This window comes from Parasaccharibacter sp. TMW2.1882 (assembly GCF_023337635.1).
Lineage (GTDB): Bacteria > Pseudomonadota > Alphaproteobacteria > Acetobacterales > Acetobacteraceae > Bombella > Bombella apis.
The window spans coordinates 428724-453671 of record NZ_NWUT01000001.1 but is presented as its reverse complement, the minus strand read 5'-3'; the positions used below and the strand labels follow the sequence as shown (position 1 = coordinate 453671).

At 58.8% G+C, this 24948-nt stretch carries 25 protein-coding genes; 21 read left to right on the top strand and 4 right to left on the bottom strand.

Going from position 1 to position 24948, the window contains the following annotated elements; genetic code table 11:
• The first annotated feature begins 133 nt into the window (after nt 1-133).
• The 12 genes from CO583_RS02205 to CO583_RS02150 all read left to right on the top strand — a co-directional run bounded on the left by CO583_RS02205 (nt 134) and on the right by CO583_RS02150 (nt 13322).
• Nucleotides 134-2101 carry a peptidyl-prolyl cis-trans isomerase gene (locus CO583_RS02205; protein ID WP_282579631.1) on the top strand — a complete coding sequence of 656 codons (1968 nt, stop codon included), beginning with the start codon at nt 134-136 and terminating at the stop codon, nt 2099-2101.
• On the top strand, nt 2098-3612 hold the full coding sequence (locus tag CO583_RS02200) for a chorismate-binding protein (protein ID WP_248630449.1): 1515 nt from the start codon (nt 2098-2100) through the stop codon (nt 3610-3612). Before CO583_RS02205 ends, CO583_RS02200 begins: the two co-directional genes overlap by 4 nt.
• Nucleotides 3609-4208, top strand: a complete 600-nt coding sequence (locus CO583_RS02195; protein WP_043560360.1) for an aminodeoxychorismate/anthranilate synthase component II — start codon at nt 3609-3611, stop codon at nt 4206-4208. Before CO583_RS02200 ends, CO583_RS02195 begins: the two co-directional genes overlap by 4 nt.
• Nucleotides 4208-5281, top strand: coding sequence for an anthranilate phosphoribosyltransferase (gene trpD / locus CO583_RS02190; RefSeq protein ID WP_248460548.1), 1074 nt, complete (start codon nt 4208-4210; stop codon nt 5279-5281). The genes CO583_RS02195 and trpD overlap by 1 nt, the downstream gene beginning before the upstream one ends.
• A 48-nt stretch (nt 5282-5329) precedes the next feature.
• Nucleotides 5330-6277: an indole-3-glycerol phosphate synthase TrpC gene (gene trpC, locus CO583_RS02185; protein ID WP_043560355.1), complete on the top strand. Its 948-nt coding sequence runs from the start codon at nt 5330-5332 to the stop codon at nt 6275-6277.
• 117 nt (nt 6278-6394) lie between these two features.
• Entirely contained in the window at nt 6395-7399 is a 1005-nt protein-coding gene (gene pdhA / locus CO583_RS02180) for a pyruvate dehydrogenase (acetyl-transferring) E1 component subunit alpha (RefSeq protein ID WP_043560353.1), read from the top strand.
• Between the two features lie 3 nt (nt 7400-7402).
• Nucleotides 7403-8776, top strand: coding sequence for a pyruvate dehydrogenase complex E1 component subunit beta (locus CO583_RS02175; RefSeq protein ID WP_086431029.1), 1374 nt, complete (start codon nt 7403-7405; stop codon nt 8774-8776).
• A gap of 5 nt (nt 8777-8781) precedes the next feature.
• The gene (locus CO583_RS02170) at nt 8782-10029 is read left to right on the top strand and encodes a pyruvate dehydrogenase complex dihydrolipoamide acetyltransferase (protein ID WP_248630450.1); all 1248 of its coding nucleotides are present in this window, start codon (nt 8782-8784) and stop codon (nt 10027-10029) included.
• 2 nt (nt 10030-10031) lie between these two features.
• Nucleotides 10032-11438, top strand: a complete 1407-nt coding sequence (lpdA, locus tag CO583_RS02165; RefSeq protein WP_081563099.1) for a dihydrolipoyl dehydrogenase — start codon at nt 10032-10034, stop codon at nt 11436-11438.
• Between the two features lie 3 nt (nt 11439-11441).
• A complete protein-coding gene (lipA, locus tag CO583_RS02160; protein ID WP_043560338.1) occupies nt 11442-12422 on the top strand; it encodes a lipoyl synthase in 981 nt (326 codons plus the stop codon).
• Complete coding sequence (locus tag CO583_RS02155) at nt 12422-12871, top strand: type II toxin-antitoxin system RatA family toxin (protein ID WP_043560335.1); 450 nt, start codon at nt 12422-12424, stop codon at nt 12869-12871. Before lipA ends, CO583_RS02155 begins: the two co-directional genes overlap by 1 nt.
• A 163-nt stretch (nt 12872-13034) precedes the next feature.
• Nucleotides 13035-13322, top strand: a complete 288-nt coding sequence (locus tag CO583_RS02150; RefSeq protein WP_103765491.1) for a hypothetical protein — start codon at nt 13035-13037, stop codon at nt 13320-13322.
• A 73-nt stretch (nt 13323-13395) separates the two neighbouring features.
• Here CO583_RS02150 and CO583_RS02145 read toward each other — a convergent pair whose 3' ends face one another.
• Both CO583_RS02145 and CO583_RS02140 read right to left on the bottom strand, forming a co-directional pair.
• Nucleotides 13396-15363, bottom strand: a complete 1968-nt coding sequence (locus CO583_RS02145; protein WP_248630451.1) for a lytic transglycosylase domain-containing protein — start codon at nt 15361-15363, stop codon at nt 13396-13398.
• Nucleotides 15335-15973, bottom strand: coding sequence for a TerC family protein (locus CO583_RS02140; RefSeq protein ID WP_181005197.1), 639 nt, complete (start codon nt 15971-15973; stop codon nt 15335-15337). Before CO583_RS02140 ends, CO583_RS02145 begins: the two co-directional genes overlap by 29 nt.
• Before the next feature lie 223 nt (nt 15974-16196).
• Here CO583_RS02140 and purB point away from each other — a divergent pair, with 223 nt between their 5' ends.
• The 9 genes from purB (at nt 16197) to CO583_RS02095 (ending at nt 23430) form a co-directional block, all read left to right on the top strand.
• Entirely contained in the window at nt 16197-17528 is a 1332-nt protein-coding gene (gene purB, locus CO583_RS02135; protein ID WP_043560325.1) for an adenylosuccinate lyase, read from the top strand.
• Nucleotides 17529-17635: 107 nt separating this feature from the next.
• Nucleotides 17636-18397: a phosphoribosylaminoimidazolesuccinocarboxamide synthase gene (purC, locus tag CO583_RS02130; RefSeq protein ID WP_043560324.1), complete on the top strand. Its 762-nt coding sequence runs from the start codon at nt 17636-17638 to the stop codon at nt 18395-18397.
• Nucleotides 18397-18639: a phosphoribosylformylglycinamidine synthase subunit PurS gene (gene purS / locus CO583_RS02125; RefSeq protein ID WP_043560321.1), complete on the top strand. Its 243-nt coding sequence runs from the start codon at nt 18397-18399 to the stop codon at nt 18637-18639. Before purC ends, purS begins: the two co-directional genes overlap by 1 nt.
• Nucleotides 18636-19388 (top strand): Rap1a/Tai family immunity protein, encoded by a 753-nt coding sequence (locus CO583_RS02120; protein ID WP_052349075.1) that lies wholly within the window; start codon nt 18636-18638, stop codon nt 19386-19388. The genes purS and CO583_RS02120 overlap by 4 nt, the downstream gene beginning before the upstream one ends.
• 17 nt (nt 19389-19405) lie before the next feature.
• Nucleotides 19406-20104, top strand: coding sequence for a phosphoribosylformylglycinamidine synthase subunit PurQ (purQ, locus tag CO583_RS02115; RefSeq protein WP_043560318.1), 699 nt, complete (start codon nt 19406-19408; stop codon nt 20102-20104).
• Nucleotides 20104-22347 (top strand): phosphoribosylformylglycinamidine synthase subunit PurL, encoded by a 2244-nt coding sequence (gene purL / locus CO583_RS02110; protein ID WP_248630452.1) that lies wholly within the window; start codon nt 20104-20106, stop codon nt 22345-22347. The genes purQ and purL overlap by 1 nt, the downstream gene beginning before the upstream one ends.
• A 31-nt stretch (nt 22348-22378) precedes the next feature.
• Entirely contained in the window at nt 22379-22606 is a 228-nt protein-coding gene (locus tag CO583_RS02105; protein WP_248630573.1) for a BolA/IbaG family iron-sulfur metabolism protein, read from the top strand.
• A gap of 18 nt (nt 22607-22624) precedes the next feature.
• Nucleotides 22625-22960 carry a Grx4 family monothiol glutaredoxin gene (gene grxD / locus CO583_RS02100; RefSeq protein WP_043560315.1) on the top strand — a complete coding sequence of 112 codons (336 nt, stop codon included), beginning with the start codon at nt 22625-22627 and terminating at the stop codon, nt 22958-22960.
• A gap of 152 nt (nt 22961-23112) precedes the next feature.
• Entirely contained in the window at nt 23113-23430 is a 318-nt protein-coding gene (locus CO583_RS02095; protein WP_248630453.1) for a hypothetical protein, read from the top strand.
• An 85-nt stretch (nt 23431-23515) separates the two neighbouring features.
• Here the strand turns inward: CO583_RS02095 and CO583_RS02090 are convergent, their stop codons facing one another.
• Together CO583_RS02090 and hemB are read right to left on the bottom strand one after the other, a co-directional pair.
• A complete protein-coding gene (locus CO583_RS02090) occupies nt 23516-23917 on the bottom strand; it encodes a YraN family protein (protein WP_258036130.1) in 402 nt (133 codons plus the stop codon).
• Nucleotides 23907-24902, bottom strand: coding sequence for a porphobilinogen synthase (gene hemB / locus CO583_RS02085; protein WP_043560310.1), 996 nt, complete (start codon nt 24900-24902; stop codon nt 23907-23909). Before hemB ends, CO583_RS02090 begins: the two co-directional genes overlap by 11 nt.
• Nucleotides 24903-24948: the final 46 nt, after the last annotated feature.

Below are 24948 nucleotides of genomic sequence, written 5' to 3'. Positions count from 1 at the left end.
CATCCACTGCGCATGAGCAGAGAAGGGACACGCCGTGCTGGTCAATCTGTGTCGGCATCTCTATGCTGGGGCAGCTTAGCGGGTTTTCCCGGCTAATGCTATTCTGCCATCAGTAAAGTGATATGCGTCTTCGATGATTACTGCCCTGCGTCATTTCCTGGTTGACTCCTGGCTCGGCCGGGTGATCGCCTTAATGGTTTTCGTGTCTTTTGTTGTACTGGGAGGCACCTTTTTTGGGCTGGGCGGCGGCATGGCCGGTCTGGGCGGTGATACCGTGGTGCAGGTCGGAGCACACAAGATCACCCCTGCCGAGTTTCAGAAAGCCATCCAGAATCAGGTTGCCTCTGTCCTTCAGCAGACGGGTGGTTCGGCTGAATTCCTGAAGACCCCGCAGGGACGGCAGGAGATCGGCCATACGGCCCTGCGCAGTCTCATTCTGGTGCATGAGGGAGAACTGGCTGGCAGGCGGAATGGCCTCAATCCTGGGGATGAAACGATTCGTGGGGTTGTTTTTGCCATGCCGGATTTCCAGGATCCCAGTGGCCGCTTTGACCCGCAGAAGATGGAGGCGGTGCTCGGGCGTAACAATATGAGTCATCAGGATCTGACGCAGGAAGTACGGCGCATGCTTTATGGTAGTGCCACTCTGCTTGCATTCGGTAAAACCGTGCAGCCCCCGGCGCAGGAGCTGGATTGGCTGATGAACTATATCGGTCATGGCGCCGTGGTGGATATGGTGCGTCTGCCGTTCTCTCTGGGAGAGGTGTCTGCCCAACCGACTGATGGGCAGCTGAAGCGTTATTATCAGAACCATCTCTGGCAGTTCCGGCAGCCGGAGTACCGTCATGCCCGGATCGTGATCATGACGGCAGGCAGTGTCGCAAAGACGATCCAGATTTCTGATGAGGACCTCCAGGCGGCATACAGGATGAAGATGCAGGACCCCGCCGAGGCGGCCCGGCATAACAGTCCGGAACTGCGCTCCATTGAGGTGCTGGCCGTGACGGATGAGGCTACGGCAAAGAGTCTGGCGGCAGCATGGCGGGGAGGGCAGTCTTGGGCGGCTTTGCAGAAGCAGTACCCTAAAGCCATTCCTGCCACGTTGAATGACGCCCGTCTGACCGATCTGCCTGATGAGGCCTTGGGCAAGGCAGCGTTTGCCACGCCGGAGGGTCATGTTTCCGCACCTGTTCGTACGGCCGCTGGCTGGAGCGTGGTACATGTGCTGTCCGTCAAGCCTGCGAGACATGCCAGTTTTGAAAGCCTGAAGGACAGTCTCCGTGAGGATCTGGCCAATGAACGGGCGACGGCCATGCTGAAGGACCGTCAGAGAGCCTTTGAGGAGGCCGTGGCCGGGTCTGTCACGCTGGACAAGGTTCCGGCCGACATTGGTGCTTTCCCTCTGGAAGGCAGTCTGGATTCCCATGGCAATCTGCCGGGCGGGGAGCCTGCTCCTTTGCCGGGTGATGCCGCCCTGCGTCAGGCTCTGATAGAGCAGGTCTTCAGTCAGAAGAAAGATGAGCCGCCGCATGTCGTGACCGGACCGGATGGCAGTGCTTTTGCCGTGCTGGTGGATGGTGTCACGCCGGGCAGGCAGGAGCCGTACGAGGTCGTGCAGCAGGCCGTCAAGGATGCCTGGCTGGCGGATGCCCGGAAACACGCCACTGAGCAGAGGGTCACCGCCCTGTATCAGCAGGCGAAAAAAGAGGGGCTGCGTCAGGCTCTGGCAGGACAGAAAGAGGAAGCCATGCTCCAGAAGGATGAGCATTTTTCTCGCCTCCAGCTGCGGAACGATGTACCCGCCCTCATTCTCAGGGCGGCGCTTGAGCAGAAACAGGGACAGACAGCCATGCTCCAGGAGGGAGATGGCTACTGGCTTGTCAATGTGACAGGGCAGTATGCGGAATCACCGACCATGATGCAGGCCATCCGGCAGCGTCAGGCAAGCCTGATAGCCGGGGCTTACCGCAATGATCTTCAGGAGACGCTGGGCATGTCCTATACCCGGGAGGCTCCTCCCCGTCATTTCAATGCAGCTCTGTTCAGTGATGTGAATGAGAGGGTGCTGAGCATGATTTCAGGAAGGTTGGGCCAGCAGTGAGCAGGATATTACATAGGGTAGAAGCAGCCGATCTGCTGACACCGCTCTCGGTTTTTCTCCGTCTTTCCCGTCTGGTGGATGATCCGTACCGCCTCTTTTTCGAGAGTGTGGAGGGAGGCGCTGCCAGAGGGCGGTATTCCATCATAGCCCTGCTGCCGGATACGATCTGGCGCTGCAAGGATGGTCAGGCATTCCGTGATGGAAGGCCGGAAGAGGCGGCTCCATTGGTGTCGCTGAAGGCTCTGCTTGATGAGAGCCGTATGGACCTGCCGGAGGGGTTGCCCCCGATGATTGGCGGTGTCTTTGGCGTGCTGGGCTATGACATGGTCCGGCAGATGGAAGACCTTCCCAACCCGCCGCCGAATGACCTGGACCTGCCAGAAGGGGTGATGATCCGTCCCCGGCTGTTTGCTGTGTTCGATACGGTGCGGGACGAGCTGATTCTGGCCACCCCGTTGCGTGATGGCATGGCCAGGGCAGAAGGGGAGGCGCTGCTGGAGAAGGCTGTGGCCGCTCTGCGGCAGCCCGTTGCTGACCCGGCAGAGACCCTGCCAGAGGGAACCCGGCTGGCGGAGCCTGTTTCCAACATCATGCATGAGGCTTTTCTCCAGAAGGTGAGGACGGCGCAGGATTATATTGCAGCGGGTGATGCCTTCCAGATTGTTCCGAGCCAGCGTTTCACGACAGCGTTTCCCCTGTCGTCACTGGCCCTGTATCGCAGTTTGCGGCGCATCAATCCGGCACCGTTCCTGTTTTTGATGGAGCTGGGTGAATTCACCCTCGTAGGGTCGTCCCCGGAGATTCTGGTGCGGATGCGGGATGGTATCGTAACGGTCCGTCCTCTGGCCGGAACCCGGCCCCGCGGGCGGGATCGGGCCCATGATCTGGCACTGGAGAAAGAGCTGCTCGCTGATGGCAAGGAGCTTGCCGAGCATCTCATGTTGATCGACCTGGGCAGGAACGACGTGGGGCGTGTGTCCCAGCTCGGGACCGTGGAGGTGCCCGACCGTTTCGTGGTGGAGCGCTACAGCCATGTCATGCATATTTCATCGACCGTGACGGGCCGGGTGAAGCCGGGATGCGGGGCGCTGGATGCTCTCTCGGCTGCTTTCCCGGCGGGAACGCTGACCGGGGCGCCGAAGATACGCACCATGGAAATCATTGACGAGCTGGAGCCCACCCGGCGTGGCCCTTATGCCGGGTGTGTCGGCTATTTCGGAGCGGATGGTGACATGGATACCTGCATCGGTCTGCGCATGGCCCTGCTGAAGGATGGCCAGATGCATGTGCAGGCCGGTTGCGGTGTCGTGGCGGAATCTGACCCTGAGGCGGAATATCAGGAGACGAGAGCCAAGGCCCGGGCGCTCTTCACTGCTGCGGAGGCGGCCATTGGTCAGGCTGTTCATAATGGGCAGCAGGCGTTTTCTGGGGAAGGGGGGTGTAATTCCTCATCCCGCACATCATCTGAGAAAGCAGATATGACCTCTGGATGTGAGGAGAGAGTCAGATGATCCTGCTGATTGATAACTATGACAGTTTCACTTTCAATCTGGTGCATCATTTCGGAGCACTGGGTGTGGAATGTGCGGTGAAACGGAATGATGCGCTGACCGCAGACCGGGCGCTGGAGATGAATCCTTCTGCCATTGTGCTGTCTCCCGGCCCCTGTTCTCCCGATGAAGCGGGTATCTGCTGTGAGCTGATTGAAAAAGCAGCGGGGAAGGTCCCCGTGCTGGGTGTCTGTCTGGGCCACCAGTCCATTGGGCAGGTCTTCGGGGCGAAGGTCGTCCGGTCTGCCGTGCCGATGCATGGCAAGATCAATGCCATCCATCACGATGGCAGCGGGGTCTTTGCCGGGCTGCCCGACCCGGTGGATATGGTGCGCTATCACAGCCTGACGCTGGACCCGGACAGCATACCGGATTCGCTCATCGTCAATGCAAGGACGGAGGATGGTGTCATCATGGGGGTCCGTCACCGGGAGCATCCGATCCATGGTGTGCAGTTCCACCCTGAAAGCATTGCCTCCAATTCCGGGCGTGACCTTCTGGCCAACTTTTTGCGACTGGCCAATGTTCTTCCGCAGAAAGAGGGTGCAACTGGCTGATGGGCGGGCAGGAGAAGCCATTTGCGTCTTTTCTCAGGAAAGTCGCCGCCAGAAAGGAGCTGGATGTTTCTGAGGCGGAGCAGGCTTTCAGGCTCATCATGCAGGGAGCCGTTTCGGATATTGAACTTGCCGCTTTCCTGATGGCCCTTCAGATGCGGGGAGAGACCGTTGAGGAGCTTTCAGGTGCTGTGCAGGCCGTGCGGCAGAGTATGCAGGCCTTGCAGAACGTGCCGGATGACACGGTGGATGTCTGCGGCACAGGGGGCGATGGCCTGGGAACATTGAATGTCTCCACAGCCACGGCCTTTGTTCTGGCTGGGCTGGGCGTGCCCGTGGCCAAGCACGGGGGGCGGGCCCTGTCTTCCCGGGCCGGGGCAACGGATGTTCTGGAAGCTCTGGGGATTCCTGCCGATGCGGACCATGCCCGGCAGGAAAAACGTCTGAGGCAGGAAAATCTCGCTTTTCTGGCAGCGCCGTTCCATCACCCGGCCATGCGTGTGGCTGCACCTGTTCGCAAACAGCTTGGTTTCAGGACACTCTTCAACCTTCTGGGGCCGCTCTGCAATCCAGCGCGGGTCCGGCGGCAGCTGGTGGGCGTGTTTGATGAAGTCTGGTGCCGGCCAGTGGCCCGGGTGCTGGGTGAGTTGGGGGCTGTTTCCGCTTGGGTTGTGCATGGTCATACGGATGAAGGCGGAATTGATGAACTGACTCTCGCCGGCCCAACACACAATGATGTGTGGGAGAATGGGGAGATCATTTCTTTTGACCTGACACCGGAAATGGCCGGTCTGCCGCATTACGGCATTGCCGCCCTGAAGGGGGGAGACCCCATCTGCAATGCCCAGCGCATGAGGGCTCTTTTTGCAGGAGAAACAGGCTGTTATCGGGATACGGTGCTGTTGAATGCAGCTGTTGGCCTGCATGTTGCCGGGCGGGGGAATCTGCTTGAGAGTGGCCGTCTCTCTGTTCCCGCTCTGAGGCGCAACGTGGCCGAGGCAGCCCGCTCCCTTGATGAAGGGCTGGCCCGGAAGGCTTTAATCCGGGCTCAAACGGGTGTAAGTGCTCAGGACTGAACGCTAGAACCGTTCGGTAATGTTCCAAGGTAAAGATTCAGGACGATCATGATTTTTTTGCCACAGCGGTCGATGGCTGCTTTTGCCCCTGCAGAGGATGGTGGACAGGTTCCGGCTTCTGATGTCCCTTCAAATGGTGATGCACAGGAGGCGGTAGCGTCGGAAGTCCCCCAGCCTGCCACATCAGGTAGCGGGGAGAGCGGCGGTGATGTGCTGGAGCGCATCTGTGCCCGGACCCGCCTTGATGTCGAGCAGCGGATGCAGGTGATGCCGCTGAAGGAGATTGCTGCCAAGGCAAAGGAAGTCTCCATGCCGACCCGTGGGTTTGGTCAGGCCCTTCAGCATATTACGGCTGACAGGCGTGTGGGACTCATCGCAGAGGTGAAAAAAGCATCTCCATCGGCAGGAATCCTGCGGCCTGAGTATGATCCGGCGCAGATCGCCCGGTCCTATCAGAATGCTGGGGCAAGCTGTATTTCCGTTTTGACGGAAGGGTCCTGTTTCCACGGGAGTGCGGAAGACCTTCAGGCCGTCCGTGCTGCATGCAGCCTTCCGATCCTGCGGAAGGATTTCATCCTTGAGCCATGGCAGGTTCATGAGAGCCGCCTCATCGGGGCGGACTGCATCCTGCTTATCATGGCCGCCCTGAAGGAAGATGAGGCTGTTGAGCTGATCGCTCTGGCCCGTGGTCTGGACATGGATGTGCTGCTTGAGGTGCACAACGAAGAAGAGCTGAATCGGGCGCTTGCTTATGACAGTTTCCTGATCGGCATCAACAACAGGAACCTCAAGACATTGAAGACGGACATTCAGACGACGCTGGACCTTGCTCCGCAGGTTCCGCCGGATCGTCTTGTCGTGTCCGAGAGTGGCATTGCCACGCCGGATGATCTGGCCAAGGTTGGCGAGGCAGGGTGCAGTGCCGTTCTGGTCGGAGAATCACTGTTGCGTGAGGAAGATCCGGGGCTTGCAGCCCGCAGGCTGCTCGGTTTCTGAAAAGAGTACCGGTCCGGTATAAAAAATGGTTGGAGGGGGTCTCGGATAGCTAGCTTTTGGAAGGGACTGTTGTTACAAGTCCGCCCTATCTGAAATCGTCAACCGCGGGAGAGTGTCATGGGTTCTATGACGGACGCGCCGAACCGGCAGAATGGCCCGGCGCTATCACGGGAGGAAATGGAGCGTGCCTACAGGGAAATGCTCCTTGTGCGTCGCTTCGAGGAAAAGGCCGGCCAGCTGTACGGCATGGGGCTGATCGGTGGCTTCTGCCATCTTTATATCGGTCAGGAAGCTGTCGTGGCTGGTATCGGTCTCGCCATGAAGAAGGGCGACCGTTCCATCACCTCCTATCGTGATCACGGGCAGATGCTGGTGGCTGGCATGACGGCCCGTGGCGTCATGGCGGAGCTCACAGGCCGTTCAGGGGGGTATTCCCACGGCAAGGGTGGCTCCATGCACATGTTTTCAAAGGAACAGGAGTTCTACGGAGGGCATGGTATTGTCGGAGCGCAGGTGGCCATCGGGACCGGCCTTGCCCTGACGAGTGCCTACAAGAAGGATGGTGCCGTTTCCATCGTGTATTTCGGTGAGGGTGCGTCCAATCAGGGGCAGGTTTATGAGAGCTTCAATCTCGCCGCCCTGCACAAGCTTCCCTGCCTTTATGTGATCGAGAACAACCGTTACGGCATGGGGACTTCCATTGAGCGCTCCTCCGCCTCCAAGGACCTCTCGAAGAATGCCGCTCCGTGGGGAATTCCATCCCGTAAGGTGGATGGCATGGATGTGGCCGCCGTTTATCAGGCCGCCAGAGAAGCCATGGAGCATTGCCGCTCCGGCAAGGGGCCGTTCCTGCTGGAGATGGAAACTTACCGCTATCGTGGCCATTCCATGTCAGACCCGGCGAAGTACCGCCAGCGGTCCGAGGTGGACGAGATGCGCCGGACACGTGACCCGATCGAAACGCTGAAAGCAGAAATGATCAAGCACGGGATTGATGAAGCCTTCTTCAAGGCAGTGGAACAGGATGTGAAGGCCACTGTGAAGGATGCTGCCGAATTTGCAGAAACCAGCCCTGAGCCGGATGCATCCGAGCTCTGGACCGACGTTCTGGTGGGGGAATAACTCATGGCCTCTCCTATTCTCATGCCTGCTCTCTCCCCGACGATGGAGGAGGGAACACTGGCCCGCTGGGTCAAGAAAGAAGGTGATGTGGTCAAGCCCGGCGAAGTGATCGCCGAGATTGAGACCGACAAGGCCACCATGGAAATGGAAGCCGTCGAGGAAGGCGTTCTGGGGCGTATCCTCGTCACCGAGGGAACGGACCACGTGGCGGTGAACACGCCCATCGCCGTCCTGCTGGAGGAAGGTGAGGACGCTTCTGCAGCGGACGGGCTGGACCTCGGTCCCAAGGCTGGCTCTGCTTCCAAGGTGGAAAAGAACGTTCCTGCCCAGACGCCCGCACCACAGGCTCCGGCCAGCACCTCCACGACCGATCTGGTCGAGCCTGAATGGGGGGAGACGGCCGAGATCACCGTGCGTGAGGCTCTGCGTGATGCCATGGCTGCCGAGATGCGTCGTGATGAGGACGTGTTCCTGCTCGGTGAGGAAGTGGCCCAGTATCAGGGCGCCTACAAGGTCAGTCAGGGCCTTCTGGATGAATTCGGTGCGAAGCGTGTCATGGACATGCCCATCACGGAGCATGGCTTCACCGGCATGGCCGTTGGTGCCGCCCTGTCCGGTGTGAAGCCGATCGTCGAATTCATGACGATGAACTTCTCCCTTCAGGCTGTGGACCACATCATCAACTCTGCCGCCAAGACACGTTACATGTCCGGTGGTCAGATGTCCTGTCCGATCGTGTTCCGTGGTCCCAACGGAGCAGCGGCCCGTGTCGGGGCGCAGCATTCCCAGTGCTTTGGCAGCTGGTATGCCCACATTCCGGGCCTGAAGGTCGTGGCCCCGTGGTCTGCGGCAGATGCCAAGGGCCTGCTCCGTGCCGCCATCCGTGATCCGAACCCGGTCGTGGTTCTGGAAAATGAGATCATGTACGGCAAGAAGTTCCCATGCCCGGTGGATGAGGATTTCATCCTGCCGATCGGCAAGGCCAAGATCGAGCGTGAAGGCAAGGATGTGACGCTGGTCGCTTTCTCCATCATGGTTGGCGTGGCTCTGGAAGCTGCCGAGCTTCTGGCCGAGCAGGGCATCGAGGCCGAGGTGATCAACCTGCGGACCCTGCGTCCGCTCGATACGGAAACGATCATCAAGAGCGTGAAGAAGACGAGCCGCATCGTGTCGGTGGAAGAAGGCTGGCCGGTTGCGGGCATCGGGTCCGAAATCTGCACGGTTGCCGTCGAGCAGGCCTTCGACTGGCTGGATGCCCCTCCGGCCCGTGTCTGCGGGCTGGATATTCCTCTCCCTTATGCAGCAAATCTGGAGAAGCTGGCCCTGCCCAAGCCGGAATGGATTGTTGAGGCTGTGCGCAAGCAGTTTGGAGACTGAAACCGATGGCAATCAATATTTTAATGCCGGCCCTGTCTCCGACCATGACGGAAGGTACTGTCGCCCGCTGGCTTAAAAAAGAGGGTGACATGGTCCAGTCCGGCGATGTGATCGCTGAGATCGAGACCGACAAGGCGACCATGGAAGTGGAAGCGGCGGATGAGGGGATTCTTGGGAAGATCCTCATTCCGGAAGGGACCGAGCATGTGGCCGTGAAAACCCCGATCGCCATTCTGGTGGATGAGGGGGAGGATGTTCCGGAGGCTCCGGCTGCCGGGGCAAAGCCGGAACCGGAAAAGAAGGCCGGGGTAAAGGACGAGGCTCCCGCCCCGATTGAGATTTCCTCTTTCGACCCGGACAAGAAGCCGGCTGCACCTGAAAAAGGCAAAGGGGAGCGTATCTTCATTTCTCCTCTGGCCCGTCGCATTGCCAAGGAGCATGGGGTTGATATTGCCAGCCTGGCAGGGACAGGCCCCAATGGCCGCATCCTGCGGCGTGACGTGGAGAAGGCGAAGGGGCAGAAGCCTGCTCCGGCTGCGTTGTCTGCGGCCGCTCCGGCAGCTGGTCATGTGGAGCATGTGAAGCATTCCGGGATGCGGAAGGTGATTGCCCGCCGCCTGACGGAATCCAAGACACAGGTGCCGCATTTCTATGTCTCTGTCGATATCGAGCTGGATGCCCTGCTGTCCCTGCGCAGCCGCCTGAACAAGGCTCTGGAGGCCGAGGGCTGCAAGATCTCTGTCAATGACATGATGATCAAGGCTGTGGCTCTTGCCCTGAAGAAGCTGCCGGGCCTGAACGTCCAGTTCACCGAGACCGAGATGCTGCATTTCGAGGATGTGGACATTTCCATGGCCGTCTCCGTGCCGGATGGGCTGGTGACGCCGGTCATCCGGCAGGCTGACCGCAAGAGCCTCAGGGAGATCAGTCAGGAGGCCCGCAGTCTTGCGACCCGTGCCCGTGACGGCAAGCTCTCGCCTGAGGACTATCAGGGTGGAACGTTCTCCATCTCCAACATGGGCATGTTTGGCGTGAAGGACTTCGCCGCCATCATCAATCCGCCGCAGGCTGCCATCCTTGCGGTTGCTTCGGGTGAGAAACGCCCCGTGGTGCGGGATGGTGAGCTGGCCGTGGCAACCGTCATGACGGCCACGCTCTCGGTGGATCATCGTGCCGTGGATGGTGCTCTTGGTGCGCAGTGGCTCAATACGCTGCGTGACCTCATTCAGAACCCTTATTCTCTGGTGCTTTGATCATGTCCGACCTTTTTGATCTTGTTGTGATCGGTGGTGGCCCGGGGGGCTATGTGGCCGCACTGCGGGCCAGCCAGCTTGGCATGAATGTGGCTCTGGTGGAGAGTACCCACATGGGTGGCGTGTGCCTCAACTGGGGCTGCATCCCCACCAAGGCCCTGCTGCGCTCCGCCGAGGTGTATCATACGCTCGGCCATCTCCAGGAGTACGGTCTTTCTGCCAACCAGCCGTCCTTTGACCTCGCAGCCATCGTGAAACGGTCCCGTGGCGTGGCGGAGCGGATGGGGAAGGGCGTGGCCCATCTTCTGAAGAAAGCCAAGGTCACGACCTTTGATGGCCGTGGCAGGCTGGCCGGTCGTGCTGGTGAGGCGCATAAGGTCTCCATCACGAAGGATGGCAAGGAAACGGCCCAGATCCGTGCGCCTCATGTCATTCTGGCCACCGGGGCACGGGGGCGTCAGCTTCCCGGGCTTGAGACGGACGGCAAGCTTGTCTGGGGTGCCCGTGAGGCCATGACGCCAGATACGCTGCCCAAGCGGCTTCTGGTCATCGGTTCTGGTGCCATTGGCATCGAGTTTGCCTCTTTCTATCGTGATCTTGGCTGTGAGGTCACGATTGCTGAAGTGGCTGACCGTATCCTCATGACCGAGGATGCCGAGATCAGCGCACAGGCGCACAAGGCGTTCGAGAAGCGTGGCATGACCATCCATACGGGTGCGAAGGTTGGTCCGCTGAAGAAGGGGGCCAATGAGGTCTCCACCACGATCGAGACGGCAAAAGGCAAGGTTGACCTGACGGTGGATCGTGTGATCTGCGCCGTGGGTATCGTCGGTAACGTGGAAGACCTCGGCCTCGAGGGGACGAAGGTCAAGGTGGACCGTTCGCACATCCAGACGGACGAGTTCTGCCGCACGGGTGAGCCGGGCATCTATGCCATCGGTGACGTGGCGGCTCCGCCGTGGCTGGCCCACAAAGCAAGCCATGAAGGTGTGATCTGCGTCGAGAAGATCAGCGGACGCTCTCCGGAGCCTCTCCATGCCCGCAACATTCCGGGCTGCATCTATGCCCGTCCGCAGGTGGCTTCCGTGGGGCTGAGCGAGGAGAAGGCCAAGGCAGAGGGCTACAAGGTCCGTGTCGGGCGGTTCCCCTTCCTGGCCAACGGCAAGGCCGTGGCCATGGGTGAGCCTGAAGGCATGACCAAGACGGTCTTTGACGCCGAGACGGGCGAGCTGCTCGGTGCCCATATGATCGGCTCCGAAGTTACGGAGATGATCCAGGGGTATGTCATTGCCCGTACGGGCGAGCTGACCGATGCCGAGCTTATGGAAACGGTCTTCCCGCATCCGACCATCTCGGAGACGATGCACGAAGCCGTTCTTGCCGCTTATGAGGGTGCTCTGCACATCTGATTCATGGTCCAGCGTATCGTCATCAATCATCAGCGGGAGCGTATGGCGGCCATACGGCATCCTGAGAAGGCTCACCGGCCGGACAACCCCATCCAGAAGAAACCTTCATGGATCAGGGTGAAGGCTCCAGGGAGCAATCCCGTCTATGATGAGACAAGAGAGCTGATGCGCACGCATGGCCTGGCGACCGTCTGCGAGGAAGCAGCCTGCCCGAATATCGGGGAGTGCTGGTCCCAGCGCCATGCGACCATGATGATCATGGGTGAGATATGTACGAGGGCCTGTGCCTTCTGCAATGTCACGACGGGCCTTCCCAACCGGCTGGACCCTGATGAACCTGCCCATGTGGCGGAGGCTGTGGCCAAGCTGGGGCTGAAGCATGTGGTCATCACATCGGTGGACCGTGATGACCTGCCTGATGGCGGGGCGCAGCATTTTGCCGATGTGATCGCCGCCATCAGGGCTGCGTCGCCCGGTACGACCATAGAAATCCTGACACCCGATTTCCTGCGGAAGCCGGGTGCGCTGGAGGTGGTCGTGGAGGCCCGGCCGGATGTGTTCAACCACAATATCGAGACGGTGCCCCGGCTCTATCCGGGGATACGCCCGGGGGCCCGTTATTATCAGTCAGTCCGTCTTCTGGATGAGGCCAAGAAGCTTGATCCGTCCATCTTCACGAAGTCCGGCATGATGCTGGGGTTGGGTGAAGAGAAGATGGAGGTGGCGCAGGTGATGGATGATTTCCGGATTGCCGATGTCGATTTTCTGACACTGGGTCAGTATCTCCAACCCACTGTCAAACATGCGGCAGTGAAAGCCTTCGTCACGCCTGATGAATTTGCTGATTACGGTGCCATGGCCCGGGCGAAGGGGTTCCTTCAGGTCAGCTCGTCTCCGCTGACCCGGTCCTCCTATCATGCGGACCGGGACTTTGCCGAGCTGCGTGAGGCCCGGGAACGTCGTTTGAAAAAGGGTCAGGGCTGATGCCGACACACGCTGAACAGAGAGTGATTCCCTATTCTGCTGAGCAGCTTTTTGATCTGGTAGCTGATGTTGGCAAGTATCCCGAGTTTCTGCCCTGGTGCGTGCGATCGGTCGTTCGGTCACGTACGGAAGACGAGCTGCTGGCCGACCTGACAATCGGCTTCGGGCCGTTCAGGGAAAGCTATACGAGCCGTGTGCGGCTGGAGCGTCCCCATCGTATCGTCGTGGGGTATGAGCGTGGTCCTTTCAAACATCTCAAGAATGTCTGGACCTTCACACCGGAGGGGCAGGGCTGCCGTGTCGATTTCTTTGTGGATTTTGAGTTCCGGTCCCGCCTTCTGAGGAATGCCATCGGCATGGTCTTCAATGAGGGGGTCCGCTTGATGGTCAAGGCTTTTATTACCCGGGCCGGGGCAATCTATGGGCCTCCCGGAGGGAATGCAGGCTGACAGGACCAGCAGACGAAAGATCTGTTGCCCGGTCTGGATGGGGTGGACTTACAGACCTGTTTTTTATGTAATATTTCTTTTAGTGCTGTGTGGATTGTTTTGCAGAAGTATTCGTCCTACACTGCCCCCGTCGTCACATGGAAGGACGATTGAGGAGGATTTTATGAAGAAACTGTCTCTCTCTGCTGTCGCTCTGATCGGCCTGACAGCTGCTGCTGCTCCGGCTTTTGCTGCTGATGCCCATCATGCTCGCCATCACCATCATCATGGCAAGAAGTGCAACATGAAGCATGGCCAGAAGAAGGAAGACGGCAAGGCTCCGCAGGCTACTGAAGATCTGAACGCATCTTCCCTGCAGAAGTCCCAGCCTGCAGCTCCGGCTCCGGAAGCAGCTCCGGCAGCTCCGGCCCAGCCTGCAGCTCCGGCTCCGGAAGCAGCTCCGGCCAACTGATCCAGGCCTGTTTCTGGCAGTGGAAAAGCGGTCCCGTCTGGGACCGCTTTTTTTATGATTCGTCCCTAAAAGATCAATGGGGCAGGAGAAGTGCGTAAAGGGACATGTCCGTGATGATGTGCTCGATATAAACCCGTGTTTCCTTATAGGGGATGAGGAGAATCCAGCGCAGCAGACTGTCTTCATCTTCACGTGTTGGAGACGTGGGGCTGCCTATTTCGTCCTGCCACTGCCTGGAGCGGCCAGGCCCGGCATTGTAGGCAGCCAGTGCGTAGGGCAAAACCTGACCGAACTGGGCCTGAAGGTCCTCCATGAAAAGGCTGCCGATCGTCGTGTTGATGTTGGGGTCCAGCAGGTCGGCAGGGGATGTCAGCTGATACGGCAGAGCATGGCGTTTTGCTGTCCGGATGGCTGTTGGCAGGAGAAGCTGCGTGAGGCCAAGTGCATGGCGGGGGCTGACAGCGTATTCATCCATGCTGCTTTCCTGGCGGATCAGGGCTGGCATGAGGCTCTGGGGCAGGGAAGTGGGAACCATGACACGGGGTGACGGATAGCCTCCCGGATAGAAGGCGATACCCTGCCGGGCCAGCTGTCGGGCCACGAGGATGGCGGGCTTGGGCAGGCCAAGTCTGGTTGAAAGGCGTGCTATGGCTGGCTGTCCCGCCCGGTCATCCTGTGTCCTGCCCTGAAGATAGGTCAGGAACAGGGTAGCATTCTGGTTGTCACCAGCCTGTTGCAGCCGTGTTGCGGCTGCCATCAGATCAGGTCGTGGCGACTTTCCTGCTGGTGGCATGGGGGGCAGAGCAGCCAGTTGCTGTTTCAGAAGTGCGAGGAAACGCATGTCCCGGGTGGTGGCCGAGAGAAATGCTGTGTGCGTCAATCGTGCCAGAGCCATTTGGCCGTAAAAGGTGGTCGGCAGGGTTGCTGCTTTCCTGAAGAGTGGTCCGGCCTGGTCCGGGTGCTGGCTTTCCAGACTTCGGGCCTGCCAGTAGAGCCCTGCGGCCCGGTGGTTCAGGTCTGTTTCTGCTGCCAGAGCCTTGAAATGTGGTGCAGCCCGGTTGGGGTCATGCAGCAGCATGAGGGCGATATATCCGGCCATCATGTGGCTGTCTTCGGTCTGGCTGGAGGCAGGTATGGTGTCCAGCAGGGCAAAACCCGTCAGTGCGGCATCATGTCTGCCGGAGCGTAACAGGGCCCGGACAAAATTTGTACGCTCGTCCTGCCATTGTGTGACCGTCGGCGGGGAGAGGGCACCGACGGACGTTGTGGGAAGCGGTTGCTGCCAGAGCTGGATGGCTTCATCCAGCCGGTCGTGAAGGCGCAGATATTTCAGTCGATAATAAACCAGCATGGCATCGCTGGAGGCATCCGTATTCTGGAAGGCAGCATCGGCGTCAGCCGTGGCAAAACGGTTGGCCAGCCGTGCTGTGAGGACAGGACGCAGAGCAGGAGGTGTTCGTTGAAGCTGCTCCCTGGCAAGGGTGACCGGGCCGTTGCGTTCCAGCCGCTCGTAGCGTTTCAGTTCATCATCGGCTGTCAGATGGGCTGAAAAACGGGTAAGGAAAAGCCCCTGTTCTGCCGGACCCATGTCTGTTTCCCGCCAGAGCCGACGTGCCTGGGTTGGGAGGTCCGGCAGAAAGGAGGCACAGGCGGCGAGAAGATCACTGCGCATGATGGGGAAGGCAGGACACAGGGCCTGACGTGCCTGCGCCGACGTTTCCATCAGCATGGCCCGTTCATACCGGCTTTCGATGCGTTTCTGCAACGGCCAGGCGGGTTGCTGGCGGAGAAAAGCCGCATAACGCTGGGCTGGGTAGGCCGTGCCTCCCGGGGCCGTCAGCGCTTTCCATTCATCCAGCCGGGATGGAGACGATGCGGATGGAACAGAAGGGGAAAGGCCGAGCTCTGCTTCCAGTGATCTGGAAGTGTCGCCCCATGCTGTCACGGCCGGAGCAGAACAGGCGAGGGCCAGAACGCATCGGAGGATTGTCCGCCCCGGTCTGCCTGGCGGTTTAATGGACGTTCGGAAAGCGGATATCATGATAGCCTTGGTAAAGAAGGTGCAGGCTGAGGCCGAGCATGATCAGGACGCCAACCCAGCCCAGCCAGCGCATCCGCAACAGGAGGGTGGGCGTATGGATGACGCCGACCGTGATGATCACGAGGGAAATGACGAGCCCGACAATGAGGATGATGTGGTGATGGATGGACACACAGGCGATGGCGAGAATATTGTCCAATCCGAGGGCGAGGTCCGCAATGATGATCTTGGGAATGGCCTCGGCCAGGCTGGTTGAGTGGCTGCTTGTCTCTTCCGGGACGGGGGACGTGAGGGCACGGTACAGTGTCCAGCTTGTCCAGAACAGCAGAACGCTGGCTACAAGTTTCGTGTAGGAAAAAATGAGGAGATCACTGAGGATCAGGGTCAGCCCGATCCTAAGAAATGCAGCCAGAGCCGTGCCGAAGATCAAAGCCTGCCGCCTGTAGCGCCGTATTTCTGCCTGTGTCTCGGAGGACTGGAAATTTTCATCGGTTCCGGTTGGTCTGATGCTGTCTATGATCTTCTTGAGGATGATCACGTTATAGCCGCTGAGGGCCAGATTCAGGAGGATGGTCAGACAGACCATCACGATGAAATGGAAAAGAGACATGATCACACGATCGTATTTGCAGTGTCCGGCCTGCCTTTGTCGGCCCTCCATTATAGCCAGAAATGTTTTCTGATGCAGTAAAATGATTTCTCCGGAGAAGATTGATAAAGACGGTTCTGCTTCCCTTCCTGTAAAAGCCGGTCTCTTTTCGCTGTCGGCTCTGGCAAGAGGGTACTGTTTGGGGTAAGCAGGGCTGGATTGCTTTTTCTGCAGGAGTTACGTCATGGTTCCCCGCTATTCGCGTCCTCGGATGACGGCCATCTGGTCACCGGTCAACCGTTACCGCATCTGGTTCGAGATTGAGGCTCTGGCCTGTGAGGCGCTTGCCAAGAGAGGGGAGATTCCGGAAGAAGCTGCCAGGATCATCCGCACGAAGGGTGATGAGGCCATGGCGGCATTCTCCGATGCTGATGTGGCCCGGATTGATGAGATTGAAGCCGAAACCCGCCATGACGTCATTGCCTTCCTGACATGGCTGGCAGAAAAGGTCGGACCGGAGAGCCGTTTTGTCCACATGGGCATGACATCCTCTGATGTCCTGGATACCTGTTTGGCCGTACAGCTGACGCAGGCGGCCGATATTCTCCTGGAGGACATGGACATCCTTCTGGCTGCACTGAAGAAGCGTGCCCATGAGCACAAACATACCGTCACCATCGGGCGCAGTCACGGCATCCATGCTGAACCGATGAGCTTCGGTCAGAAGCTGGCCGGGCATTATGCCGAGTTTGCCCGCAACCGTCGCCGTCTTGAGGTGGCCCGTGAGGAAATCGCCGTCTGTGCCATTTCCGGTGCGGTGGGTACCTATGCCCATATCTCTCCCGAGGTGGAAGAATATGTGGCCAATCACCTGGGGCTGAAGGCGGAGGCTGTCTCCACGCAGGTGATCCCCCGTGACCGTCATGCGGCCTTTTTCTGCGCTCTGGGCGTGATCGCCAGCGGGATCGAGCGTCTGGCAACGGAAGTACGGCATCTCCAGCGCTCTGAGGTGCGTGAGGCAGAAGAATTCTTCCATGCCGGGCAAAAGGGCAGCTCGGCCATGCCCCACAAGCGGAACCCGGTCCTGTCCGAAAACCTGACGGGCCTGGCCCGTCTCATCCGCTCTTATGTCACTCCGGCGCTGGAGAATGTGGCCCTGTGGCACGAGCGTGACATCAGCCATTCCTCTGTGGAGCGGAACATCTGCCCGGATGGGACGGTCACGCTGGACTTCGCCCTGGCCCGCCTGTCCGGGATGATGGAGAAACTGGTGGTCTATCCAGACCAGATGCTTGCCAATGTGGAAAGCCTTGGTGGCGTGGTCCATTCTGGCGAGGTGCTGCTGGTTCTGGCCCGTGCTGGCATTTCCCGGGAGGATGCCTACCGGATCGTCCAGCGTGCCGCCATGGCAACATGGACGAAGCTCGGTACGCCAGAAGGCCGGACATTCCGTGAAAATCTGGAGGCTGATCCCGAGGTGGCCGGACGGGTCGAGAAGGCCGTGCTTGATGATGCTCTGGATCCCGCACGGCATCTCCGTGCAGTGGACCAGATATTTGCCCGCGTTTTTGGCTGAACAGCAGGGCCGGAGCTGCCGGCCTGATCTCAGGCTCGTCTAAGGGCGTCCAGCTGTGCTAGGCTGCCCGGACGACCTGTAGGTGCATCGATTAAGGATTGAATGACATGGCTCGCCGTCGTCAGATTTATGAGGGAAAAGCCAAGATCATTTTTGAAGGGCCGGAGCCGGGAACGGTCGTCCAGTACTTCAAGGATGATGCAACGGCAGGCAATGGGGCCAAGAGTGGCGTCATTACGGGCAAGGGTGTTCTCAACAACCGGATCAGCGAATATCTGATGCAGCGTCTGGGGGAGCTGGGCATTCCCACCCACTTCATCCGCAGCCTGAACATGCGTGAACAGCTGGTGCGGGAGGTGGAGATCATTCCGCTGGAGGTCGTGGTCCGCAATGTTGTGGCGGGGTCCCTTTCCAAGCGTTTTGCCCTGCCTGAAGGTGAGCGTCTGTCCCGGACCCTTGTGGAATATTATTACAAGAATGATGCGCTGAATGACCCGCTGGTTTCCGAAGAGCATATTGCCACATTCGGCTGGGCGCATCCGCAGGAGCTTGAGGAAATCCAGAGCCTCGCCCTGCGGGTGAACGACTTCCTGTGCGGCCTGTTTACGGGTGTCGGGATCACGTTGATTGATTTCAAGCTGGAGTTCGGTCGTCTCTGGCAGGGGGACGAGATGAGGATAGTCCTGGCTGACGAGATTTCACCAGACAATTGCCGTCTGTGGGACAGCCGGACACAGGAGAAGATGGACAAGGACAGGTTCCGTCGGGACATGGGTGGCGTCGGTGAGGCCTATCAGGAAGTGGCACGTCGTCTGGGTATCCTTCCGGAACATGGCCAGGCTGAAAGCGTAGCTGCGGAGAGTGTGTGATGAAGGTTAGGGTGTTTGTTTCTCTGAAGGACGGTGTGCTGGATCCGCAGGGCAAGGCAGTAGAGCATGCGTTGCATTCTCTCGGGTTCGAGGGGGCATCTGATGTGCGGATCAGCCGTGTGGTGGATCTGTGCGTGAAGACTGACAGTGCAGAGGCGGCCAAGGAGAAGGGAGCTGAAATGGCTCGTGCTCTTCTGGCCAATGAGGTGATTGAGGATTTTCGGGTAGAGGTGGTTGGATGAAAAAGTCTGTTCGGCAGACAGGGCTTGCCCTGTTTTTCAGCATGGCATGCGTGTTCTTGGGGACTGCGGCTCACGCTCAGCGTATTTCATCTCTTTCAGGCGCTGAGCTGGAAAAGTTCTGCCAGAAAGAGTCCAAGCGGGCTGCCTGCGGGTCCTATCTGGCCGGTGTGGTCGATGGTGCTGCCTGGTCGCAGAGTTTTGGGGCTCTGGTCGGGGCACGCCCTGCGACGGCTTTCTGTCTGCCTGCGGGGATCAAGGGTATTCAGGTCCGGTCGCTTGTTGTCGGCTGGTTGGCTGGTCATGATGGCGTGGCCGCCCAGCCTGCCGGACGGGCCGTCTATCAGGCCCTTCATGCCAACTATGCCTGCCCTACGGGCATGGCCGGCATGTATGTTGAACAGAGGGCTGAAGCGCAGAATATTTCTTCTCTGCCGGGACGTGGCCTCGTCTCCATGTGCACGCATGAGAGTGGCCTGCTCGCCTGTGACGGCTATCTGGCCGGAACGATGGACAGTGAGGTCTGGGCCCGCAATTATTCCACGGTCGAGGGAGTCCATACACCGGTGGCTTTCTGTGTCCCGAAGGAAATCCGGGGAGCCCAGCTCCGGGCTTTGGTTGTCGGGTGGTATGCTGGTCATGAAGATGCCATGAACGAACCCGCCGGGCGTGGCATCTACCGGGCCCTGCATGACAACTATCCGTGCTCTTCCACGATACGGCCCATCGCCTCGGCACCAGCGGCTCAGTAGAGGACAGTAGACAGTCAATGAAAACAGGTATCGTCGTTTTTCCGGGCACCAATCGGGAGCGCGACATGGCTCAGGCCTTCCGGGTGGTATCCGGCCGGACACCTCAGATGCTCTGGCATCAGCAGGACAGTGTCGAAGGGTTTGACCTGATCGTCCTCCCCGGTGGGTTCAGCTTTGGGGACTATCTCCGCAGCGGTGCCATGGGGGCTCATTCACCGATCATGAAAGCCGTGCGCCAGTTCGCCGAGAAGGGTGGTTATGTCCTTGGTGTCTGCAATGGTTTCCAGATTCTGACGGAAGCCCAGATGTTGCCGGGGGCGCTCCTGCGTAATGCGGGGATGCGCTTCCTCTCGCAGGACTGTCACCTGAAGGTTGAAGGCCGTGACAGCATCTTCACGTCTGGCTGGAAGCATGGTGATGTTTTCCGTGCACCCATGGCCCATGGGGACGGCAACTACACGGCTGCGCCAGACGTGTTGGACCGTCTGGAGGGAGAAGGTCGTGTCGCTTTCCGTTACTGCACCGCAGAGGGGCAGGTGAAGGACGGGGACGAGCACGTAAACATGAATGGCAGTGCCCGGTCCATTGCCGGTGTGCTGAGTGAGAACCGCCGTGTCTGTGGTCTCATGCCGCACCCTGAAAATCTGACAGAGGAGATCCTTGGCGGTACGGACGGCTTGCCGCTCTTTAACGGGATCATGGAGGCACTGGGCTGATGACAGCAGCACCTGTTGATATCGAGCTTGCACGCTCTTTCGGCCTGAAAGATGACGAATATGAGACGGTGCTGAACATCATGGGACGGACGCCGAGCCTGACAGAGCTTGGCATTTTCTCCGTCATGTGGTCGGAGCACTGTTCCTACAAGTCATCCCGTCTTCACCTCAAGACATTGCCCACCAAGGCTCCATGGGTCATCCACGGTCCGGGTGAGAATGCCGGTGTGATTGATATTGGAGAAGGCTTGGCCGCCGTCTTCAAGATGGAAAGTCACAATCATCCGTCATTCATTGAATCCTATCAGGGAGCCGCAACGGGTGTTGGTGGTATCCTGCGTGATGTGTTCACCATGGGTGCCCGCCCCATAGCCAACCTGAATGCCCTGCGCTTTGGTGATGCCTCCCACAAGGATACCAAGCGTGTGGTGGATGGTGTCGTGCGCGGTATTGGTGGCTATGGCAACTGCATGGGGGTACCGACCGTTGGCGGTGAGGTGAACTTCCATTCTTCCTATAACTGCAATCCGCTGGTCAATGCGATGACGGTCGGGATTGCCCGGCAGGACCGTATCTTCCTCTCAGCTGCGGCAGGTGTAGGTAATCCGGTTGTTTATGTCGGCTCCAAGACGGGGCGTGACGGGATTCATGGTGCCACCATGTCTTCAGCGGAGTTTGATTCCGAATCAAGCTCCAAACGTCCGACCGTGCAGGTGGGGGATCCCTTCACCGAGAAACTTCTGCTGGAGGCGTGTCTGGAGCTGATGGCCACCGATGCGGTGATTTCCATTCAGGACATGGGGGCAGCGGGCCTGACTTCATCTGCCGTGGAAATGGCCAGCAAGGGTGGTGTCGGGATTGATCTGGAGCTGGATCATGTCCCGCAGCGTGAGCCCAACATGCATGCCTATGAGATGATGCTTTCCGAGAGTCAGGAACGCATGCTCATGGTGCTGCGTCCTGACAGAACGGAAGAAGCTCGCCGGATTTTCGAGAAGTGGGAACTGGATTTTGCCATTGTCGGAAAGCTGACTGACAGTGGACGCATCATCGTGCGGCATAATGGAAAGGTTGAAGCGGATATTCCTCTCGGTCCGCTGGCCGATGAGGCTCCGATCTATGACCGGCCTACGGTGGTGTATGAACGGCAGCCTGCTCTGGTGGCGCCTGCTGATCCATGTGGAATAGAGGCAGGACTCTGCCGCCTTCTGGCGGGTGCCAATGGGGCCTCCCGTGCATGGATATGGAACCAGTATGACAGCGGCGTGGGCGGGCAGACTGTCCAGCGTCCCGGTGGGGCTGATGCGGCCATCGTCCGGGTGGAAGGGACTGACCGTGCTCTCGCCATGACGACCGATTGTACACCACGGTACGGTCAGGCTGATCCGTATGTTGGGGGAGCTCAGGCCGTGCTGGAAGTGTGGCGGAACCTGACAGCCACAGGTGCCACACCATTGGCCATGACGGACAATCTCAATTTTGCCAGCCCGGAAAATCCACGTATCATGGCGCAGTTCGTCGAGGCTGTGAGAGGGATTGGCGATGCGGGGCGTGCTCTGGACTTCCCGGTCGTCAGCGGCAATGTCTCCCTGTATAATGAGACCCGTGGTGATGATGGTTCGGTGACGGCCATTCAGCCAGCTCCTGTGATTGGTGGTGTCGGTGTTCTGGATGATGTCCGGAAGGCCGTTGGTCTGGCCATGCCGCAGGACGGTGAGCTTCTTCTGGTTGGTGAGACCAGGGGGGAGCTGGGTCAGTCCATCTGGCTGAAGGAAATCCTGGGTCGTGAGGAAGGAGCCCCGCCGGCTGTTGATTTTACGGCAGAGCGGCGCAATGGCGACTTCGTGCGTGAGCAGATCCAGAAAGGTCTTGTCGAAGCCTGTCATGATGTGTCAGACGGCGGCCTGATCGTTGCTTTGGCTGAGATGGCCATGGCAGGTGACAGGGGATGCATCCTTGAAAAAGGACCGGCCGGACTGGCGGAGCATGTCTACTGGTTTGCTGAGGATCAGGCCCGGTATGTATTGGCCACGAAGCAGGCTGATGCAGTGCTGGAGGCTGCACAGGCGGCTGGTGTACCGGTATCCCGCTTGGGCCGTATCGGCGGTGATGTGTTGAAGCTTGATGGCGTCATGGCGGTATCGGTTGAACATCTCCGTAAGCAGCATGCCTCTTTCTTCCCCCGTTTCATGGGGCAGAAAGAGGAGGATGCTCCGGTCGTGCATCTGGATGAAATATCCTGAGGAAACGAAGAGTAAGGAGGCTTCGGCCATGATGACAGCAGAAGAGATAGAGAAGACCCTCCGGGCTGCTTTTCCTGATGCCGAGATTGTGGTTGAAGACCTCGCAGGTGATGGCGACCATTTTGCCTGTGAGGTCGTCAGCAAGGCATTTCGTGGTGTGCCACGGGTAAAGCAGCACAAGCTGGTTTATGAAGCTTTCGGGGACCGTGTCGGAACAGAGCTTCATGCTCTGGCCGTCAAGACACGTATTCCTGGTTGATCGAGAGGACATGATCAAATGAATGAGGCTGTTTTTCAGACCATCCAGTCCCTGGTGGACAAGAATCCCGTCATGCTCTTCATGAAGGGCGACAAGCAGTTTCCGCAATGTGGGTTTTCTGCTCGTGTCGTGCAGATTCTTACCCATGTGGGTGTGGATTTTGAAACGGAGAATGTGCTGGAAAGTCCGGAGATGCGTCAGGGTATCAAGGATTTTTCCCAGTGGCCGACAATTCCACAGCTTTATGTGAAGGGTGAGTTCATTGGCGGGTGTGACATCGTGACGGACATGTACCAGAGCGGTGAGCTGGAGAGCCTTCTGGCAGAGAAAGGCCTGCTGAAAAACGGGGACTGATTTCAGAGCAGGATGGTCCTCATTAAATAAAGGTCAGCGTAGGCTTCCAACGTTGCTTTCTTCATCCTGTTGTGATTAGAGTTACCCATTATTTGTAGAATGAGGTCCATCCCTGTTGTAGCGGCTTGGGGTAAAGGTGGAGGGTTGATGACATGGTGAAATCCCTTAAGGGAGGGGTTCTTTTTGGGCTTCTGGGGTTTGTGGGGCTGGCGTCTGCTCCTTCTGCCCATGCAGATCGTATCCTGACAGAGCATGAGGCAAGCAAGCTGACATTCAGTGCGCTCATCGCCCCGCCATCGGCCTTTCATCATGTGACGGTTGCCCGTCGGGCAGCGTTCCATGCACGTGGTGCTATGCCGACCCGTCTGGCCGCTTCACATTATCATCGGGCTGTTGCTGTCCGGACCGTGGCTTTCCATGGCCATGTTGTCAGCAGGCATCAGCGGAATACGCATCATCGCCGCGGGTGAGCCTGTCTCCCTGTGAGCATGAAAATGGGAAACCCCGCAGGCTGAATTGGCCTTTGTGGGGTTTCTTTTTGTTCGGATGAAGTGGTCAGTATAGACGGAGGGCATCCTCTATCTGTTCAATGCGTCCCGTCTTATCGATGACCAGCACATCCAGCCGGGTATTGGGGCGCTGCCAGTCTGGTCTTGTCTCGAGAATGAAGGAAAAAGCCCGGAGCAGGCGTTGGCTCTGTTGGGGCGAAAGAGCGTACCGGGCTTCGCTCAGGGTTGTGCGTTGCTTGACCTCAATGGCAAGAAGCCACTCATCATTGGCGACAAGGAGGTCGATTTCTCCGCAGGGAGTTCGTAGCCTTCTTGCCAAGGGGGTATACCCTTGTCTGGCCAGAAATTCTGCAGCAGCATCTTCAGCCTGTTTACCTGCCTGATAGGCCAAGCTACCCCGCTTCCTGCGGTGAGGAGGCGGGGTGAGAGAAGATGGTTTAGCGGGCACGCAGCAGACGGGCTGCTTCGACAGCAAAATAGGTGAGGATGCCGTGGCAGCCGGCACGACGGAAGGCCATGAGACTTTCCAGAATGGTCTTCTCACGGTCCAGCCAGCCATTCTCAATGGCGGCCATGATCATGGAATATTCACCGGAGACCTGGTAGGCGAATGTCGGTGCGGCAAAACTGTCACGCACCCGGCGGATGATGTCCAGATAAGGCATCCCTGGTTTGACCATGATCATGTCGGCCCCTTCTGCAAGGTCCATGGCAACTTCGCGCAGGGCTTCATCACTATTGGCGGGGTCCATCTGGTAGCTTTTCTTGTCTCCGCCGAGCAGGGCATCGGAGCCCAGAGCGTTGCGGAACGGACCGTAGAATGCAGATGCATACTTGGCTGCATAGGCCATGATGCGGGTTGTCTGGTACCCATTTTCATCCAGCGTGGAGCGGATGGCCCGGACGCGCCCATCCATCATGTCGGAGGGAGCAATGATGTCGATGCCGGCCTCTGCCTGGTTGAGGGCCTGTTTGCGAAGAACCTCGACGGACTCATCATTCAGAATCTGTCCATCCCGTACTAGACCATCATGCCCGTGGGAGGTGTAGGGGTCCAGAGCCACATCCCCGACGAGAGCAAGCCCGGGATAGGCGGCTTTCAGTATCCGGGCAGCACGGCACATCAGGTTGCTGGGGTTCAGGGCTTCCGTTCCCATCTCGTCACGTTTTTCCATGGGCGTGACGGGGAAGAGAGCGACAGCTGGTATGCCCAGCTCGACAGCGGGGCGGACATGCTCCGCTAGCAGATCGAGACTCACACGTTCCACGCCCGGCATGGCCTGTACTTTCTGACGCTGTTTTTCGCCCTCACAGACAAAAATTGGCCAGATCAGATTATCGACATGCAGGTGTGTTTCGCTGACAAGGCGGCGTGTGGCGTCATCGTGACGATTGCGACGCAGGCGGGTGTGGGGAAAAGAATGTATCATCATGCAGGCATGATGCCTGTTGAAATCCCGTATGACCAGACCCCTTAAA

What these genes read in the sequence shown, in the direction of transcription:
- CO583_RS02205 (WP_282579631.1), top strand. Translation starts at nt 134, where the DNA reads ATGATTACTGCCCTGCGTCATTTCCTGGTTGACTCCTGGCTCGGCCGG.
- CO583_RS02195 (WP_043560360.1), top strand. Translation starts at nt 3,609, where the DNA reads ATGATCCTGCTGATTGATAACTATGACAGTTTCACTTTCAATCTGGTG.
- trpD (WP_248460548.1), top strand. Translation starts at nt 4,208, where the DNA reads ATGGGCGGGCAGGAGAAGCCATTTGCGTCTTTTCTCAGGAAAGTCGCC.
- trpC (WP_043560355.1), top strand. Translation starts at nt 5,330, where the DNA reads ATGATTTTTTTGCCACAGCGGTCGATGGCTGCTTTTGCCCCTGCAGAG.
- pdhA (WP_043560353.1), top strand. Translation starts at nt 6,395, where the DNA reads ATGGGTTCTATGACGGACGCGCCGAACCGGCAGAATGGCCCGGCGCTA.
- CO583_RS02175 (WP_086431029.1), top strand. Translation starts at nt 7,403, where the DNA reads ATGGCCTCTCCTATTCTCATGCCTGCTCTCTCCCCGACGATGGAGGAG.
- CO583_RS02170 (WP_248630450.1), top strand. Translation starts at nt 8,782, where the DNA reads ATGGCAATCAATATTTTAATGCCGGCCCTGTCTCCGACCATGACGGAA.
- lpdA (WP_081563099.1), top strand. Translation starts at nt 10,032, where the DNA reads ATGTCCGACCTTTTTGATCTTGTTGTGATCGGTGGTGGCCCGGGGGGC.
- lipA (WP_043560338.1), top strand. Translation starts at nt 11,442, where the DNA reads ATGGTCCAGCGTATCGTCATCAATCATCAGCGGGAGCGTATGGCGGCC.
- CO583_RS02155 (WP_043560335.1), top strand. Translation starts at nt 12,422, where the DNA reads ATGCCGACACACGCTGAACAGAGAGTGATTCCCTATTCTGCTGAGCAG.
- CO583_RS02150 (WP_103765491.1), top strand. Translation starts at nt 13,035, where the DNA reads ATGAAGAAACTGTCTCTCTCTGCTGTCGCTCTGATCGGCCTGACAGCT.
- CO583_RS02145 (WP_248630451.1), bottom strand. Translation starts at nt 15,363, where the DNA reads ATGATATCCGCTTTCCGAACGTCCATTAAACCGCCAGGCAGACCGGGG.
- CO583_RS02140 (WP_181005197.1), bottom strand. Translation starts at nt 15,973, where the DNA reads ATGTCTCTTTTCCATTTCATCGTGATGGTCTGTCTGACCATCCTCCTG.
- purB (WP_043560325.1), top strand. Translation starts at nt 16,197, where the DNA reads ATGGTTCCCCGCTATTCGCGTCCTCGGATGACGGCCATCTGGTCACCG.
- purC (WP_043560324.1), top strand. Translation starts at nt 17,636, where the DNA reads ATGGCTCGCCGTCGTCAGATTTATGAGGGAAAAGCCAAGATCATTTTT.
- purS (WP_043560321.1), top strand. Translation starts at nt 18,397, where the DNA reads ATGAAGGTTAGGGTGTTTGTTTCTCTGAAGGACGGTGTGCTGGATCCG.
- CO583_RS02120 (WP_052349075.1), top strand. Translation starts at nt 18,636, where the DNA reads ATGAAAAAGTCTGTTCGGCAGACAGGGCTTGCCCTGTTTTTCAGCATG.
- purQ (WP_043560318.1), top strand. Translation starts at nt 19,406, where the DNA reads ATGAAAACAGGTATCGTCGTTTTTCCGGGCACCAATCGGGAGCGCGAC.
- purL (WP_248630452.1), top strand. Translation starts at nt 20,104, where the DNA reads ATGACAGCAGCACCTGTTGATATCGAGCTTGCACGCTCTTTCGGCCTG.
- CO583_RS02105 (WP_248630573.1), top strand. Translation starts at nt 22,379, where the DNA reads ATGACAGCAGAAGAGATAGAGAAGACCCTCCGGGCTGCTTTTCCTGAT.
- grxD (WP_043560315.1), top strand. Translation starts at nt 22,625, where the DNA reads ATGAATGAGGCTGTTTTTCAGACCATCCAGTCCCTGGTGGACAAGAAT.
- CO583_RS02095 (WP_248630453.1), top strand. Translation starts at nt 23,113, where the DNA reads ATGGTGAAATCCCTTAAGGGAGGGGTTCTTTTTGGGCTTCTGGGGTTT.
- hemB (WP_043560310.1), bottom strand. Translation starts at nt 24,902, where the DNA reads ATGATGATACATTCTTTTCCCCACACCCGCCTGCGTCGCAATCGTCAC.